General features: G+C 73.3%; 14 protein-coding genes. 5 read left to right on the plus strand and 9 right to left on the minus strand.

Annotated features, from left to right (window positions below; translation table 11 throughout):
• Positions 1–157 precede the first annotated feature (157 nt).
• Both FHX44_RS06260 and FHX44_RS06265 read left to right on the plus strand, forming a co-directional pair.
• Positions 158–1,579: a DUF222 domain-containing protein gene (locus tag FHX44_RS06260; RefSeq protein ID WP_147254597.1), complete on the plus strand. Its 1,422-nt coding sequence runs from the start codon at positions 158–160 to the stop codon at positions 1,577–1,579.
• Positions 1,580–1,587: 8 nt separating this feature from the next.
• Entirely contained in the window at positions 1,588–3,384 is a 1,797-nt protein-coding gene (locus FHX44_RS06265) for a family 20 glycosylhydrolase (protein WP_212612355.1), read from the plus strand.
• Here FHX44_RS06265 and FHX44_RS06270 read toward each other — a convergent pair.
• The gene (locus FHX44_RS06270) at positions 3,378–4,370 is read right to left on the minus strand and encodes a polysaccharide deacetylase family protein (protein WP_147254599.1); all 993 of its coding nucleotides are present in this window, start codon (positions 4,368–4,370) and stop codon (positions 3,378–3,380) included. The two genes, FHX44_RS06265 and FHX44_RS06270, sit on opposite strands and share 7 nt — an antisense overlap.
• Before the next feature lie 123 nt (positions 4,371–4,493).
• On the opposite strand from FHX44_RS06270, the gene FHX44_RS06275 reads away from it, so the two are divergent.
• A complete protein-coding gene (locus FHX44_RS06275; RefSeq protein WP_246170240.1) occupies positions 4,494–6,068 on the plus strand; it encodes a putative glycoside hydrolase in 1,575 nt (524 codons plus the stop codon).
• A gap of 31 nt (positions 6,069–6,099) precedes the next feature.
• Here the strand turns inward: FHX44_RS06275 and FHX44_RS06280 are convergent, their stop codons facing one another.
• From FHX44_RS06280 to FHX44_RS41980, 5 genes are read right to left on the minus strand one after another with little or no spacing between them, the layout of a single operon-like run.
• Positions 6,100–7,278 (minus strand): RtcB family protein, encoded by a 1,179-nt coding sequence (locus FHX44_RS06280; RefSeq protein ID WP_147254600.1) that lies wholly within the window; start codon positions 7,276–7,278, stop codon positions 6,100–6,102.
• A gap of 44 nt (positions 7,279–7,322) precedes the next feature.
• Positions 7,323–8,090, minus strand: coding sequence for a trans-aconitate 2-methyltransferase (locus FHX44_RS06285; RefSeq protein WP_147254601.1), 768 nt, complete (start codon positions 8,088–8,090; stop codon positions 7,323–7,325).
• Positions 8,087–8,620: a hypothetical protein gene (locus FHX44_RS06290; RefSeq protein WP_147254602.1), complete on the minus strand. Its 534-nt coding sequence runs from the start codon at positions 8,618–8,620 to the stop codon at positions 8,087–8,089. Before FHX44_RS06290 ends, FHX44_RS06285 begins: the two co-directional genes overlap by 4 nt.
• The gene (gene dnaG, locus FHX44_RS06295) at positions 8,617–10,482 is read right to left on the minus strand and encodes a DNA primase (RefSeq protein WP_147254603.1); all 1,866 of its coding nucleotides are present in this window, start codon (positions 10,480–10,482) and stop codon (positions 8,617–8,619) included. The genes FHX44_RS06290 and dnaG overlap by 4 nt, the downstream gene beginning before the upstream one ends.
• A gap of 20 nt (positions 10,483–10,502) precedes the next feature.
• Positions 10,503–10,658 carry a hypothetical protein gene (locus tag FHX44_RS41980; RefSeq protein WP_170308797.1) on the minus strand — a complete coding sequence of 52 codons (156 nt, stop codon included), beginning with the start codon at positions 10,656–10,658 and terminating at the stop codon, positions 10,503–10,505.
• A gap of 119 nt (positions 10,659–10,777) precedes the next feature.
• On the opposite strand from FHX44_RS41980, the gene FHX44_RS06300 reads away from it, so the two are divergent.
• Positions 10,778–11,494 (plus strand): HNH endonuclease family protein, encoded by a 717-nt coding sequence (locus tag FHX44_RS06300; RefSeq protein WP_147254604.1) that lies wholly within the window; start codon positions 10,778–10,780, stop codon positions 11,492–11,494.
• 39 nt (positions 11,495–11,533) lie between these two features.
• Positions 11,534–12,460 (plus strand): RNA polymerase sigma factor SigJ, encoded by a 927-nt coding sequence (gene sigJ, locus FHX44_RS06305; protein WP_147254605.1) that lies wholly within the window; start codon positions 11,534–11,536, stop codon positions 12,458–12,460.
• Here the strand turns inward: sigJ and FHX44_RS06310 are convergent.
• The 3 genes from FHX44_RS06310 to FHX44_RS06320 form a co-directional block, all read right to left on the minus strand.
• On the minus strand, positions 12,387–12,974 hold the full coding sequence (locus FHX44_RS06310) for a carboxymuconolactone decarboxylase family protein (protein ID WP_147254606.1): 588 nt from the start codon (positions 12,972–12,974) through the stop codon (positions 12,387–12,389). The genes sigJ and FHX44_RS06310 overlap by 74 nt on opposite strands.
• A 62-nt stretch (positions 12,975–13,036) precedes the next feature.
• Entirely contained in the window at positions 13,037–14,284 is a 1,248-nt protein-coding gene (locus FHX44_RS06315) for a deoxyguanosinetriphosphate triphosphohydrolase (RefSeq protein WP_147254607.1), read from the minus strand.
• Positions 14,281–14,859 carry a YdcF family protein gene (locus tag FHX44_RS06320; RefSeq protein ID WP_246170908.1) on the minus strand — a complete coding sequence of 193 codons (579 nt, stop codon included), beginning with the start codon at positions 14,857–14,859 and terminating at the stop codon, positions 14,281–14,283. Before FHX44_RS06320 ends, FHX44_RS06315 begins: the two co-directional genes overlap by 4 nt.
• Between the last annotated feature and the right edge of the window lie 69 nt (positions 14,860–14,928).

The following is a 14,928-nucleotide window of genomic DNA, read 5'->3' on the forward strand; positions in this document are numbered from 1 at the left end:
CCTCGATCACCCGAAAAGACCTACGGATCGAACATCTGTTCGCGTAAACTTGGGGCATGTCGAAAACCGCGCCAACCCCACCAACCCCCGCCTCCACGCGAAGACCCGAAAAGTGTCCGCGACACCGGCGAATACCCGAGGGCAAGGAATGCGCGCCATGCTGACCGGGGCGCTACTCGAGGCCCCAGCCGACCCACTAGTTCCGGTCCCGGACGCGCTGTCAGACGCGCTACCGGATGACCTGCTGAACTCCGCGGTGATCAACGCCTGGGTCGATCGGCTGGCCCGGTTCGACCGGGACGTCCCCGACACCGAACGGATCGACCAACTCCGCGCCCTGGAACGCCTCAAGTCCGCCGCCGCGGCCGCCCAGGCCCGGATCGCCGTCGACCTGGACACCTCGATGCGGGCCGGGCAGGCCGCCACCGGGCTGCCGGCGCAGCGGCAGGGCCGCGGGGTGGCCGCGCAGGTGGCGCTGGCCCGCCAGGAATCCCCCTACCGCGGTGGCCGGCACCTCGGCCTGGCCAAGGTCCTGGTCGCCGAGATGCCCCACACCCTGACCGCGCTCGCACACGGTGCGATCTCCGAATGGCGGGCCGGCCTGCTCGCCCAGGAAACAATCTTCCTATCCCGGGAGCATCGCCAACTCGTCGACGCCCACCTGTGCGCCGACCCCACCGGGCTGCACGGGTGGGGGGACCGCCGGTTGACCGGCGAGATCCGCAAGATCGCCTACCGGCTCGACCCGGCCGGCTACACCCGGCGCCGCGCGAAGGCCGAATCGGAACGCCGGGTCACCTCCCGGCCGGCCCCGGACGTCATGGCCCGGGTCACCGCGCTGCTCCCCGTCGCCCACGGGGTCGCCGTCCACGCCGCCCTGCGCAAAGCCGCGGACACCGCGATCGCGGCCGGGGACGGGCGCACCCGCGGCCAGCTGATGGCCGACACCCTCGTGCAACGCGTCACCGGGCAGGCCACCGCGGACGGGGTGCCGGTGGAGATCCACCTGATCATGACCGACCGGACCCTGCTCGGCGAAGGTCAAGGCGACGGCGACGGCAGTGAGCAGCCGGCGCAGCTGGCCGGGTACGGGCCGATCCCGGCCGGCCTGGCCCGCCGACTCGCCGTCTCCGCCGCCGAAACCGAGACCGCCTGGCTGCGGCGGCTCTACAGCAGGCCCGACAGCGGGCGGCTGGTCGGGATGGACTCGACCCGGCGGGTGTTCCCGGCCGGGCTGGCCCGGTTCATCGAGATCCGCGGCCAGTACTGCACCACCCCATGGTGCGACGCCCCGATCCGCCACATCGACCACGCCCTACCCCACCACCAGAACGGGGCCACCTCGGCGGACAACGGCAACGGCACCTGCGCCCAATGCAACTACGCCCGCCAAGCACCCGGCTGGAAAGTCCGACCCGAGCCCGGGCCCCGGCACACGCCGCGGATCACCACACCGACCGGCCACGGCCACCACAGCACCGCACCGGCGCCTCCCGGACACCCGAGGTCCGAGCGACGTCACCCCGCAGGACGACGAGCCCACCGCGCTACTGCTGAAAGGGCGAGTCTCCTGATTTGATGATCGGCGTGCCGTCCCCGACCGTGCCGCTCTTCCCCGTCCCCCGCTCGTTCGAGGTGCTCGCCGCGCCCGGACCGGCGCCCGGCGCCCCGGTCGCGGTGCGCCACGAGCCCGAGCTGCCCGAGCAGGGCTACAGCCTCGTACGCGACGCCGGCGGCACGCAGATCAGCTACCGCGACGACGCCGGGCTGCGCTACGCCCACCAGACGCTCGACCAGCTGCGCGCCGACCCCGAGCTCTCCCACCGTGCAGTTCGGGTGCGGGACTGGCCGGACTTCCCCGTGCGCGGCTTCATGCTCGACGTCAGCCGCGACCGGGTGCCCACCCGCCGCACCTTGCGCCGCTACGTGGAGATCCTCGCCGCGGCCCGGATGAACCAGCTCGAGCTCTACACCGAGCACACCTTCACCTACGCCGGCCACACCGCGGTGTGGGCGGCGGCCAGCCCGCTCACGGTCGACGACATGCGGTGGCTGGACGCGCTGTGCGCCGCGCACGGGATCACGCTGGTCGCGAACCAGAACACGCTCGGGCACATGGAGCGCTGGCTCGCCCACGAGCCCTACCGGGACCGCGCCGAGAAGCCCGAGGGCTTCACGATCCACGGCCGGCACCGCCGGCCCAGCACACTGCAGCCGACCCCCGAGAACGCCGAGTTCGCCCTCGGGCTGGTGCGTGAGCTCGCCGCCACCGTGCGCGCCCGCCGCGTGAACATCGGCGCCGACGAGCCGTGGGAGCTGGGCAAGGGCCGGAGCGCCGCCGACGCGGCCGAGCGTGGCCTCGGCCAGGTCTACCTCGACCACCTGCTGCGCGTGGCCGTCCCGCTGATCGAGGACGGCTACGAGGTCATGTTCTGGGCCGACGTCCTCGCCGACCACCCTGAGGTGGCCGGAGCCCTTCCGACGTCGGGCCTGGTGCCGGTGGTGTGGCAGTACGACGGCCCGGTCCATGCCCGGGCCGCCCTCGACCGGGCGACGCCGGAACAACGCCGCCAGTGGGCCGCCGACGGGTTCGACATGGACGCGCTCGCCGGCGGCTTCCGGGAGCGGGCCAAGGCCCTCACGTCGGCGGGCAGGCCGTTCTGGGTGGCGCCGGGCACCGGGGCGTGGAACTCGGTCATCGGGCGGCTGGACAACGCGGTGGAGAACCTCCTCGACGCCGCCGAGATCGGCCGCGAACACGGCGCAGGCGGCTACGTGGTGACGACGTGGGGCGACCACGGCCACCACGAGCCGCCACCCGTGACGTATCCCGGGCTGCTGTTCGGCGCGGCCGTGAGCTGGTGCCTGGACAGCAACCGCGAGATGGATCTCGCCGCGGCGCTCGACCGCATCGTCTTCGACGGCCCCGGCCTCGGGTCTGCGCTCATCGCGGCGGGCTCGGTCGCCGACGTGGTCGACGCACCGCTCCTCAACGGCTCCGCGCTCTCCGCCGTGCTGTTCGGGCGCGAGGACGTGCCTGCCGTCGCACCCGAGGCGCTCGCCGAGGCCGAGCGCGTGCTGTCGGCGGCGACCGACGCCCTCGCGCACGCCCGGCCGGCCGCCGCCGACGGCGACATCGCGGTGAGGGAGACCGCCCATGCCATCGCGATCGCCCGGTTCGCGCTGGCGCTCCTCGCCGCGGGCGGGGTCGCCCGGCTGACGCCCGCGGCCGCCGGGGACCTGCTGCACCGGCTGGACGCGCTGCTCGTCGAGCAGCGCGCGTGCTGGCTGCTCAGCGCCCGCCCTGGGGGCCTGGACGACAGCATCGCGACGTTCGCCCCGCTGCGATCCGCCCTCGTGGAGCGGGCGGCAGCGCGTCAGTAGGGGGCCGCGGCCGCCGCGTACCGGTCGGCGGGACCTTCCTTGCCGGTCGGGTAGGAGATCACGGCCGGGTTGCCGTCGGAGGTGTAGCGGGTGGCGGGGCTCGCCGCCATCTTGTCGAGCCACACCGTGGACCCGAACTCGGCTTCGCTCCCGTCCGGGCCCTGGGAGCGGATCCGCGGGATGGCCTGCGGGGTGAACTCCTCGGCGAACGGCGACGGCGCCGGGTTCGCGCCCACCAGCAGCACGCCCGAGTAGTCGTACCCGTCACCACGGGCGGCCAGTTGCGGGTCCCGCGGCCGCGCGCCGAACGGGAGCGCGAGCGTGGCGGGCCGGTGGCCGGGGACCGCCTGCCGGATCGCCGTGTCGCCGCGGGCGATGTCCTGCCGCGCCTTCTCCGCAGGCGCGGTGCGCAGGTTCAGGTGGCTGAAGGTGTGGTTGCCGATCTCGAACCCGTTGTCGTGCAGCCAGCGCATGGCCGCCGCGCCCGGCTCACCACCGCCGAACGGCTCGGCGTTGACGTACATGCTCGCCACCGGCCGGAACCCCGGGTGGGCGGCGGCGACGTCGAGGATGATGCGCACGGCGGTACCGGGCGCGGGCGTGCCGTCCGGGCCGAGCGTGATCTGGGTCGGGTCGCCGTCGTCGAACGTCAGCACGACGGGGTGCGCACCGGCCGGGACGTCGATGCGCCCGGCGGCGAGATCGGCCGTGGTGACGGGCACGTAGTTCTCGCGCGCGAGCCGTTCCAGCTCGGCCCGGAAATCGTCCGGGGTGCGGTCGTAGACCGACGTGGGCGTGGCGATGACCCGGTGGTACATGAGCACCGGAATGCGGCCGAGCTCGTTGGCCTGAACCTGCGCTGGATCGACGGGCGCAGGGGCCGGGGCCGCAGGCGCAGAAACGGATTGTGCGTTGTCGGAATCCGTTCCGCAACCGGCGGCGAGAAGCACGGCGACCGACGCCGCGACGATACGCAACCGAGGCATGGGAGGACGCTACCCGGGAGGCCACCCGGATTATGACTTGATCACACAATGGTGTTGTTCCAGCACACGGACGGTCCGGGTAATGCGAGAGTGATCACCTTCCACCGTGTCGAAGGAGTTCCGATGGACCGCCCGGTGTCCGCGCCCCACCGGTACCTGGTGCCGGGCGCGATCGCGTTGATCGTCGCCGGCATGTTGGTTCTGGTCGTGGCGTGGCTGCAGCCGGACGTCACCGTGACCGGCGTGGCCGACGGCGGATCCTTCACCCCCGCAGCCCTTCGTGACGTCCAGATCACCGCGCTCGCCGACCCGTCGCAGGTCGAGGTGCTGCTCGACGGTGCCCCGGCACCCGTGCGCCGTGACGGGGTGCGCTTCGTCCTCGACGCGTCGGCGCTCCCCGAGGGCGAGCACACCCTGCAGGTCCATTCCCCGGACGCGGCGATGCCGCTGCCCGGCACCGGCACGACGATCGACTTCACCGTCGACGCCACCCCGCCCGCCCTGTTCGTCGACCCGGTCCCCCCGACGGCGCTCGACGCGTCCGCGGAGGTCAAGGGCCGGGTCGAGGGCGCTGACGAGCTACTCGTCAACGGCGCGCCGTTCGAGCTGGACGACGACGGCGCCTTCACCGTCACGGAGTCGGCCGGTGCCGCCGACGTCGACCTGCTCGCGCGCGACGAGGCCGGCAACACGGTCGCGCAGAAGGTGCCGATCCCGGTGCAGCACCCGGGCATGCGCGCGGTGCACATGACCGCGCAGGCGTGGAGCGCGCCGTCGCTGCGAGAGCCCGTGCTGCAGCTGGCGAAGGACGGCGCCATCGACACGATCCAGCTGGACATCAAGGACGAGAGCGGCGAGGTGGGCTACGCCTCCCAGGTGCCGCTGGCCGTCGAGATCGGCGCGAGCAAGGGCTACTACGACGCGCGCGCGGTGCTGGACCAGATGCACGCGGCGGGGATTCGCGTCGTCGGGCGGATCGTGGCGTTCCGCGACCCCGTGCTCGGGGCGGCATCGTGGCGCGACGGCCACCACGAACGGCTGGTGCAGAACGCGAACGGCACCCCCTATACGAGTGGTTACGGTCAGTACTCGTTCACGAACTTCGCCAATCCCGAGGTGCGCTCCTACAATGTGGCGCTGGCCGAGGAGGCGGCCGGGCTCGGGTTCGACGAGATCCTCTACGACTACGTGCGGCGCCCGGACGGCCCGATTTCCGGAATGCATTTCGAGGGCCTCACGACGACCCCCGAGCAGTCGATCGCCGACTTTCTCGCGGAGACCCGACCGGCGGTGCGCAAGCACGGCGCGCTGCTCGGCGCGTCGGTTTTCGGGATAGCGGCGACCCGCCCCACCCAGATCGCACAGGACATCGTCTTGATGGCGCCGTACACCGACTACGTGGCGCCGATGGTGTACCCGTCGCACTGGGGTCGCGGGGAGTACGGCGTGATGAGCCCCGAGTCGTCGCCCTACGACATCACCGCGCGCTCGCTCGCCGACTTCGTGAAGCTCACGCAGGGCACTCCCACCTCGGTGATCCCGTGGCTGCAGGCGTTCACGCTCCGGGTGCCCTACGGTGCGGCCGAGGTGCGCGCGCAGATCGATGCCACCGAGGCCAACGGCATCCGCTCGTTCATCCTCTGGGACCCGAACTGCCGCTACACGCAGGCCGCCGCGTTGCGGCCCGCGTCGCAGTGAGCGCTCGGCGTGCCGAGGCCGTACCGACCCGTCAGTCGCCCTTCACGTTCAGGACCTGCCGCAGCGTGTGGTCCACCGTGACCAGGTCCTTCGCGTCCTCCATCACGACGTCGATGGACTTGTAGGCCTCCGGGATCTCGTCGAGGAACGCCGCCGCGTTGGAGGCCCGCCACTCGATGCCCTCCATCGCCTCGGCGAGCTGCTCCACCGTGAACTTCTCCCGCGCGGCCCGCCGGGAGAAGTTGCGGCCCGCGCCGTGCGGCGCCGAGTTGAACGAGGCCGGGTTGCCCAGGCCCGTCACCACGTAGGACCGCGTGCCCATGGAGCCGGGGATGAGCCCCGGCCGCCCCGCCGAGGCGTCGATCGCGCCCTTGCGGGTGAGCCAGACGTCCACACCGAAGTGCCGCTCCTGCTCGGTGTAGTTGTGGTGGCACTGGACGTCCTCGGCACGCTCGATCTCCCGGCCCGCCCACTCGGCGATGCACCCGACGATCCGGTCGAGCATCTCGGCGCGGTTCTCCAGCGCGAAACGCTGGGCCCAGCGGAGCTCCCGGATGTAGTGCCAGAACTCGTCGATCCCCTCCGGCAGGTAGGCGAGGTCGCGGTGCGGCAGCTCGATCCACCAGCGCTCGCACAGCTGCTGCGCGGTGCGGACGTGCCGTTGCGCGATCTTGTTGCCCACCCCGCGCGAGCCGGAGTGCAGGAACACCCACAGCCGGTCCGCCTCGTCCAGGCACAGCTCGATGAAGTGGTTCCCGGACCCGAGCGTGCCGAGCTGCAGCCGCCAGTTCCCCGCATAGGAACCCGGGTCGAACTGCGCACGCTCGGCGAGCGCCTCCAGCTCGGCGACGCGGGCCGCGGCCGTGTCCGTCAGCTTCCGGTTGTAGCCACCCTTGGAGACGGGTACGGCCGCCTCGATCGCCTCCCGCAGCGCGGACAGTGGACCCGCCTCGGCGATGTCGTCCTTCGTGAGCTGGGTGCGCACCGCCGCCATGCCGCAGCCGATGTCGACGCCGACGCTCGCCGGCATCACCGCCTCCACCGTGGGGATCACGCTGCCGACGGTGGATCCCATGCCGAGGTGCGCGTCGGGCATCAGCGCGACGTGCGGGCGGACGAACGGCATCCGGGCGGTCTGCAGCGCCTGCTCCCGGGTAGCGTCCTCGAGGATCGACGCCCAGTTCAGCAGGCCCTTGGTGATCTGCTCCACGCGAGAGGGTCACCAGCCATCGGCCGGCCCACACGCGCGAGTTCCTACGCCTTGTGCGCCACCGCGAAGATGCGGCGGAACGGGAACCAGGTGCTCCCGTCCGGACGCATCGGGTACGCCGCCCGCAGTCGGGGTGCCAGCTCGGCCCGGAAGGCCGCGTAGTCGTCGGCGGGCAGCGCGTCCCGGACCGGACGCAGCGCGGTGGCGCTGATCCACTGCAGCACCGGGTCCTCCCCGGTGAGCCGCTGCAGGTAGGTGGTCTCCCAGACGTCGACGTCCGCCGCGTGCGCGGCGAAGAGCTCCGCGTACTCGGCAGGCTCCGGAACGGCGAGCTCGCCGCGCAGCTCCACGCTCCCCCGCCACCGCGGCTCGGCGAGCAGCTCCCGGACCAGGGCGTGGGACGGGGCGCCGAAGTTGCCCGGAACCTGCATCGCGAACCACGCGCCCGCAGGCAAGGCCTGCAGCCAGCGGGGCAGCAGCCGCGGGTGCGACGGCACCCACTGCAGCACCGCGTTGGTGATCACGACGTCGGTGTCGGGCGCCGGTGCCCAGTCGACGACGTCGGCCAGCTCCGCGGCGATCCCCCGCTCCCGCGCGGCCACGACCATCTCCGGGGAGGAGTCCAGCGCGCTGACCTCCGCGCCGGGCCAGCGGCCGGCGAGGACTCCGGTGAGGTGGCCGGGGCCGCAGCCGAGGTCGACGACGCGGCGCGGGGACGTGGCTCCCACCCGCGCGAGCAGGTCGCGGAACGGGCGCGAGCGGTGGTCGTCGAAGTCGAGGTAGAGCGCGGGATCCCAGGACGTCGCGGTCACGCGCGCCCCAGCGTGCGCTCGACGTCGGCCACGACCTGGCGCACCACCGCCACGTCGGTGCCCGGGTCGGGCCGGACCTGCAGCACGATGCCGTCGCGGCCGGGCACCTTGCGCTGCACGAACCAGGCCCCGCCGCCGGGCAGGTCGCGGTGGTGGCGGCTGCGGATCGACGCCTCCACCCGGGCGTGCACCGTCTCCGGCACGCGGCCGGGTTCGGCCAGCCGCAGCCGGCGCGGTGGCAGGTCGGTGACCAGCACCGCCCCTCCGATGGTCTCGGCCTCCTCAGCCTCGACGAGCGTGAGGACGCCGTTTCCCCAGGTGGCCTTGCTGACCAGGTGCCATCCCACGTGCCCCACACCCTCCTGGCCGGGCAGCCACAGCCCGTGGGAGGTGACGACGAGGTGCTCCTCGTCGCTGTACTCGTCGGCACGGAGCGTGGCGATCGCGAGGACGCGCTCGTCGGTGGCGAGCCGCGCCGCGACGTCGGCGGGCGCCTCCTCGCGCCCCAGCAGCTTGCGGAAGAACTTCATCGGGCCGCCTGCTCCCGCAGCGCGATCCGGTACTGCTCCAGCGGCACCAGGTCACCGAAGAGCTGGTGGTAGGCGTCGGGCTCCTCCACCGGGTTGGTGCGCTGCAGCCGTGCCTTCAGCTCCGCCACCTGCGCCTCGACCAGCGCCAACCGGACCCCTGCGATGACGCTGCCGACGTAGCGGGCCTCGTCGGTGTTGCGCCTGGGCAGTTCGAGGGGCTCCACGGCCAGCTCGGTGACCAGCGGGCGCGCCTCCTGCGGGCATTCCGCGAGCACCGCCTCCAGCCACGCGTGGCCCTCGCGGCCGCTGCACACGCCGCCCGCCGCCTGCACCGCGCGGTGGACGGCGGCGAACGCCGGGTGGACGAAGACCTGCTCGGGCAGCTCGTCGTAGCTCGGCCCGGCCACAGCGGGGATCTGCAGGGCCGCCTTGAGCGCCTCGCGCTGCAGGTGCAGCCGCGGGTCGTCCTTGGGCGGCGGCGTGGGCGGCTCCCGGCGCCCGTTGCGGGCACCGCGCACCGGCTCGGGGGGTGCCCCGGCCGCCTCCCGGACCCGCCGGACCACCATCGCGATGTCGTCCCAGCTGGTCCAGCCCGCGAGGCGGCGGGCGTACTCGTCGCGCAGGTCCTCGCGCTTGATCCGGGCGACCAGCGGCACGGTGCGCTGCAGCGCGGCGACCCGGCCCTCCGCGGTGTCCAGGTTGTGGTCGCGCAGCATGCTGCGGATCGCGAACTCGAACAGCGGCTCGCGGCGCGCCACCAGGTCGCGCACGGCGGTGTCGCCGTGGGACTGGCGCAGCTCGCACGGGTCCTGCCCGTCGGGCGCCACGGCGACGAATGTCTGCGCGGCGAAGCTCTGGTCGCCCTCGAACGCCTTGAGCGCCGCCGCCTGCCCCGCAGCGTCGCCGTCGAAGGTGTAGATCACCTCGCCGAGGTCGAACGAGTCGTCGCCGATGAGGCGACGGATCACCGCGATGTGCTCGGCCCCGAAGGCCGTGCCACACGACGCGACGGCCGTGGGCACGCCGGCCTGGTGCATCGCCATCACGTCCGTGTAGCCCTCGACGACCACCACCTGGCGTCGTTTGGCGATCTCCCGCTTCGCGAGGTCGAGCCCGAATAGCACGTGCGTCTTGCGGTAGACCGGGGTGTCGGAGGTGTTGAGGTACTTGGCCTCGATGCCGTCGTCGTCGAACAGGCGGCGCGCGCCGAACCCGACGACGTCCCCGCCGAGGTCCTTGATCGACCACAGCAGCCGCCGGTGGAACCGGTCGATCGGGCCGCGCCGGCCCTCCTTGGACAGGCCCGCCTTCATCAGCTCGTCGAGCGTGAACCCGGCAGCGAGCAGGTGGCGGGTGAGCGAGTCCCAGCCTGCGGGCGCGTATCCGCAGCCGAAGCGCTGCGCCGCCGCGACGTCGAAGCCGCGGCTGGTGAGGAACTGGATCGCCGGTGCCGCTTCGGGGGTGTGCAGCTGCGCGGCGTAGAACTCGGCGGCCTTCTTGTTGGCCTCGAGCAACCGGGAGCGCGTGCCGCGGTCGCGCTGCACCGAGCTGCCGCCACCCTCGTAGGTGAGGCGGTACCCGACCCGCTCGGCGAGCCGCTCCACCGCCTCGACGAACGAGATGTGGTCCATCTTCATGAGGAACGCGATGGCGTCGCCGCCCTCGCCGCAGCCGAAGCAGTGGAACGTGCCGTGGCTGGGGCGGACGTTGAACGACGGCGTCTTCTCGTCGTGGAAGGGACAGAGGCCCTTCAGCGACCCGGCTCCGGCCCGGCGCAGGGCCACGTACTCGCCGACGACCTCGTCGACCCGGACTCGGTCGCGGACCTCCGCGATGTCATTGTCCCGGATCCGGCCCGCCACGGTGAGGAGTGTAGGCGCGCCTACCGACGAGCCGGCGCGCCACCGGCACGCTGCACCGTCGCCCGCTCCGGCCTGCGGTCGCGCTCGAGCATCAGTGGGACCGCGGCCATCACCAGCAGCACGGCCAGCCCGCCGCCTGCGGCCAGCACCGTGAGCACATCTGCGAAGTTCGTCATGCCCACACGATCCGCCGGGGACGCGGAGAGCCGCCTCAGCCGGAGGTAGGGCTTCTCCGTGGACGCTCGGCCGTTCGGCCGATGGGGCCCCGGCGCCGCCCACGCTGCACGTGCAGAATATGACCGTGCGTAAGGGGCGATGGGCTGACGTCATTCTCGTCGTCCTCTTCACCGCAGTGCTGACGGGGCTGACGGGCTGCGCCGAGTTCCAGGTGCGGATCGACCCGGCCCCGATCCCCACCGGCGACGCCGCCACGGTGCTCGCCACGCTCCCGGTCAAGGGCAGGGCGCCGCTCACCGGGTACGACCGGGAACAGTTCGGCCAGAGCTGGCGCGACATCGACCGCAACGGCTGCGACCAGCGCAACGACGTGCTCGCACGCGACCTCGCCGAGGTCGAGTACCGGCCCGGGACGGACTCGTGCGTGGTGCTGGCCGGCATGTTCGCCGACCCGTACTCCGGCCGCACGATCCCGTTCCGGCGCGGGCGGGACACCAGCGACGACGTGCAGATCGACCACGTCGTGGCGCTGGCCGACGCGTGGCGGACCGGCGCCCAGCAGCTCGACGTCGACGTCCGCGAGCGGTTCGCGAACGACCCGCTCAACCTGATGGCCACGCAGGGTTCGGTCAACCAGCAGAAGGGCGACGGCGACGCGGCCACCTGGCTCCCACCCGCCCGCGGCTTCCGTTGCGACTACGTGGCCCGGCAGGTGGCGGTGAAGGCCAAGTACCGGCTGTGGGTCACGGACGCGGAGCGGGACGCGATCGCCGGGGTGCTGAGCGGATGCCCCGGCCAGGAACTGCCGCCCGACTCGGGCATCGCCGGGGCGTAGCCGCCGCGACCGTCGGCGGCTCCGCGTAGCGTCGGCACCGTGTTGACCGACGAGCGTGTGTTCGAGGAGCACCGGGCACATCTCGTCCGGGTCGGGTACCGGATCACCGGCAGCGTCGCCGACGCGGAGGACGCCGTGCAGGAGGCCTGGCTGCGCCTCGCCGGGCTGGACGAGGCCGCGCGGGCGGACATCCGCGACGAGCGCGCGTGGCTCACCACCGTTGTCGGGCGCCTGTGCCTCGACCGGCTGCGTTCGGCGGCCGCCCGCCGCGAGCGGTACGTCGGCCCGTGGCTGCCCGAGCCGCTGATCACCACCGGCGATCCCGACGAGCCGCTCGCCGCGGTGGTGCGCGACGAGGGCGTGCGGATGGCCGCGATGGTCGTCCTGGAGCGCCTGTCGCCGCCGCAGCGGGTGGCGTTCGTGCTGCACGAGGCACTCGCCCTGCCGTACGCGCAGATCGCCGAGGTGCTCGGCTGCCCGGAGGCCACCGCCCGGCAGCACGCGGCGCGGGCGCGCAAGATCGTGGCCGACGCCGACCCGCCGCCGCGGGTGACCACCGCCGAGCAGGAGACCGTGCTGGCCCGGTTCGCCGAGGCGATGGCGCGGGCCGACGGCGCCGCGCTGGTCGAGCTGCTGCACCCGGACGTCGTCTGGGTGAGCGATTCGGACGGCAAGGCGAAGGCCGCCCGCCGCCCCATCCTCGGCGCGGAGAAGGTGGCCAGGCTGCTGCTCGGCCTGCTCGCGACGTACGGCGAGGACATGATCCGCCGCTCGTCGATGCTGCAGGTCAACGGCGATCTCGGCCTCCGCACGCCTGCCGTCGAGTCACCCGCGGGCGCCGTCGCGGTCTTCGCGGTCCGCGACGGCCGGATCGCCGCCGTCTACCACGTCGTCAACCCCGAGAAGCTGGCGCATCTGCAGGGGCCAGACGCACCCGGCACGCTGCGTCGAAACCCTGGTCGGTGATGCCGAGGGCGTGGTTGGCCCGGCCGCGCATGTTCTCCAGCGCGATGGCGTGGGTGAGCTCCACGACCCCGGCCCGCCCGAACTCGGCCTCCAGCTCGGCCACCTGCGCGTCGGTCACCGTCATCGGCTGCGCGGTCATCGCGTCGGCGTAGGCGATCGCGAGCCGCTCGGCCCGGTCGTAGAGCGGGTTCGTCGCGTACTCGTCGATGTGCTGCAGCCGCTCGACGTCGAGCCCGTCGAGGCGCTGGAGCATCGTGCCGAAGTCGACGCACCACGAGCAGCCCACCACCGTGGCCGTCCGGTACACGGCGAGCTCGCGCACCCGCGTCGGCAGCACGCGAGGCGCCCACTCCTGCACGCCCTCCGCCACCAGCGACGCCCAGAACAGCCGCCTGTTGTGCCGGAACACCGCGAACGGCTCCGGGACGTCGCCGAACCTCCGGCGCGCGAACCGGTACACGAGCCGGCCGAAGAACCCGGCCTCCGACTCGGGAACCGCGGGAATGCGTGGCATGTCGTCCTCCTCGATGTCGCCTACGCAGTGGGGACGAGACGGCGCCGGGATTCGTGACGGATTCAGCGGGCGACGGCGCGATGGCGGGCGACGGCCTGCTGGTCGGTGAGGATCGCGACCTGGTCGAGCACCACGCGCAGCCGGGCCGCGTCGTCGGCGGCGGACTTCCACTCGGTGGCGAACACCGGGTCGAGGGACTCCGGGGCGCCGTCGCGCAGGGCCGTGGCCAGCTCGACGAGCAGCAGGCGCTGGCGGGCCTGCATGGCGAGCCTGCCGGGGTCGCTCATCACGTAGCGCAGCGCCACCGCCTTGAGCAGGGCGACCTCCGCCGCGGCCGGGGCGGGCACGACGAGGTCGGCGGTGTAGCGCAGCAGCGGCCGGTCGCCGTGAGCGGCGCCGGTGGCGTCGACGGCGGCGTGCACGAACCGTCCCACGAGCTCGCTGGTGAGCCGTTTGAGCGCGACGTGGTCGGCGGCGGACGCGGAGGCGGCCGAGAAGCCGCGCACGGCGGCGACGACCGGGAGCGCCAGCAGCGCGTCCGCGGCCTCCGCGAGCGCAGAAGCCTCGCCTCCGAAGTGCCGCACGGCGAGGTCCACGAGCGCGGCCCGCTCCCCCGGCACGCCGAGCGCGGCGAGGTCGATGCGCCCGGCGAGGATGCCGTCCTCGACGTCGTGCACCGAGTACGCGACGTCGTCGGACCAGTCCATGATCTGCGCCTCGAGGCAGCGCCGTTCCTCCTGCGCACCCTCGCGGACCCAGGCGAACACGTCGGCGTCCTCGGGGTAGGCGCCGTACTTGCGATCACCGGGCCTGCGCACCCACGGGTACTTGCACGAGGCGTCCAGCGAGGCCCGCGTGAGGTTGAGGCCCACCCCGTCGATCTTGGGTTCCAGCCGGGTGAGGATGCGCAGCGTCTGCGCGTTGCCCTCGAAACCGCCGTCGAGCCCGCAGTCGGCCGCGAACTCGTCGAGGGCGCGCTCCCCGTTGTGCCCGAACGGCGGGTGACCGATGTCGTGGGCGAGCCCGGCCGTGTCGACGACGTCCGGGTCGCAGCCCAGCTCCTCGGCGATGCCGCGCCCGATCTGCGCGACCTCCAGCGAGTGGGTGAGCCGCGTGCGCGGCACGCCGCTGATCTCGGCGCCCTCCCCCGGCCCGACGACCTGGGTCTTGCCGGCCAGCCGGCGCAGGGCCGCCGAGTGCAGCACCCGGGCGCGGTCGCGGGCGAACGGGCTGCGCCGCTCCTTGCCCGCGCCCTTCGGGGACTCCGGCGCCGGACGGGCTCGGTCGTGCGCGGAGTACTCGGTCGTCATCCCAGCCCGGTGGACTCGGTGTCCACGGACGCGTGGGTGAGCTGGTAGTACAGGAGCGCCGCCGTCTCGCGGACGATGTAGCGCAGCTGCGTCTCCCGCGTCTGCACCACCGGGCCGCTGCGGGTGGGCGAGGTCCACGCGTCGAGCCCGCTGTCGCGGGCCATGGTGCGGGCTCGCAACGAGTGCCACGGATCGCTCACGACGAGAGCGCTCGACCACCCGTCCTGTTCGGCCCGCGCGGCCACGGCCTGCAGGCTGCCGAGCGTGTCCGATCCCTCGGCGACGGCGATCACGGACTCGGCGGGCACCCCGCGCTCGATCAGGTAACGCCGCCCGGCCTCGGCCTCGGTGTAGGCGTCGCCGATCCGGCCGCCGCCGGTGGTGACGATCCGCGGGGCGAGGCCGTCCTCGTACAGGGCCTCCGCGTGCCGCAGCCGGTAGGCGAAGATCGAGCTGGGCTCGCCGTCGTACTGCGCGGCTCCGAGCACGATCACGGCGTCGACCGGCTCCCGGTCGTCGACCCGCGCGACCTGCCACACCCGGAACGCGGTGCCCCCGACCACCAGCGCGGCCATCAACACGGCGCCGACGACGAGCCGGAAGACCCAGCCCCGCCGCCGCGGCGGCGGGAGGTCGCGCAGCGG

The organism is Pseudonocardia hierapolitana (assembly GCF_007994075.1).
Taxonomy (GTDB): Bacteria; Actinomycetota; Actinomycetes; order Mycobacteriales; family Pseudonocardiaceae; genus Pseudonocardia; species Pseudonocardia hierapolitana.

Bases quoted from the DNA above. Each gene is read 5' to 3' on its own strand.
- FHX44_RS06310 (WP_147254606.1), bottom strand. From the start codon at position 12,974: ATGCCACGCATTCCCGCGGTTCCCGAGTCGGAGGCCGGGTTCTTCGGC.
- FHX44_RS06300 (WP_147254604.1), top strand. From the start codon at position 10,778: ATGACCGTGCGTAAGGGGCGATGGGCTGACGTCATTCTCGTCGTCCTC.
- FHX44_RS06260 (WP_147254597.1), top strand. From the start codon at position 158: ATGCTGACCGGGGCGCTACTCGAGGCCCCAGCCGACCCACTAGTTCCG.
- FHX44_RS06290 (WP_147254602.1), bottom strand. From the start codon at position 8,620: ATGAAGTTCTTCCGCAAGCTGCTGGGGCGCGAGGAGGCGCCCGCCGAC.
- FHX44_RS06315 (WP_147254607.1), bottom strand. From the start codon at position 14,284: ATGACGACCGAGTACTCCGCGCACGACCGAGCCCGTCCGGCGCCGGAG.
- FHX44_RS06320 (WP_246170908.1), bottom strand. From the start codon at position 14,859: ATGGCCGCGCTGGTGGTCGGGGGCACCGCGTTCCGGGTGTGGCAGGTC.
- FHX44_RS41980 (WP_170308797.1), bottom strand. From the start codon at position 10,658: ATGACGAACTTCGCAGATGTGCTCACGGTGCTGGCCGCAGGCGGCGGG.
- FHX44_RS06275 (WP_246170240.1), top strand. From the start codon at position 4,494: ATGGACCGCCCGGTGTCCGCGCCCCACCGGTACCTGGTGCCGGGCGCG.
- FHX44_RS06270 (WP_147254599.1), bottom strand. From the start codon at position 4,370: ATGCCTCGGTTGCGTATCGTCGCGGCGTCGGTCGCCGTGCTTCTCGCC.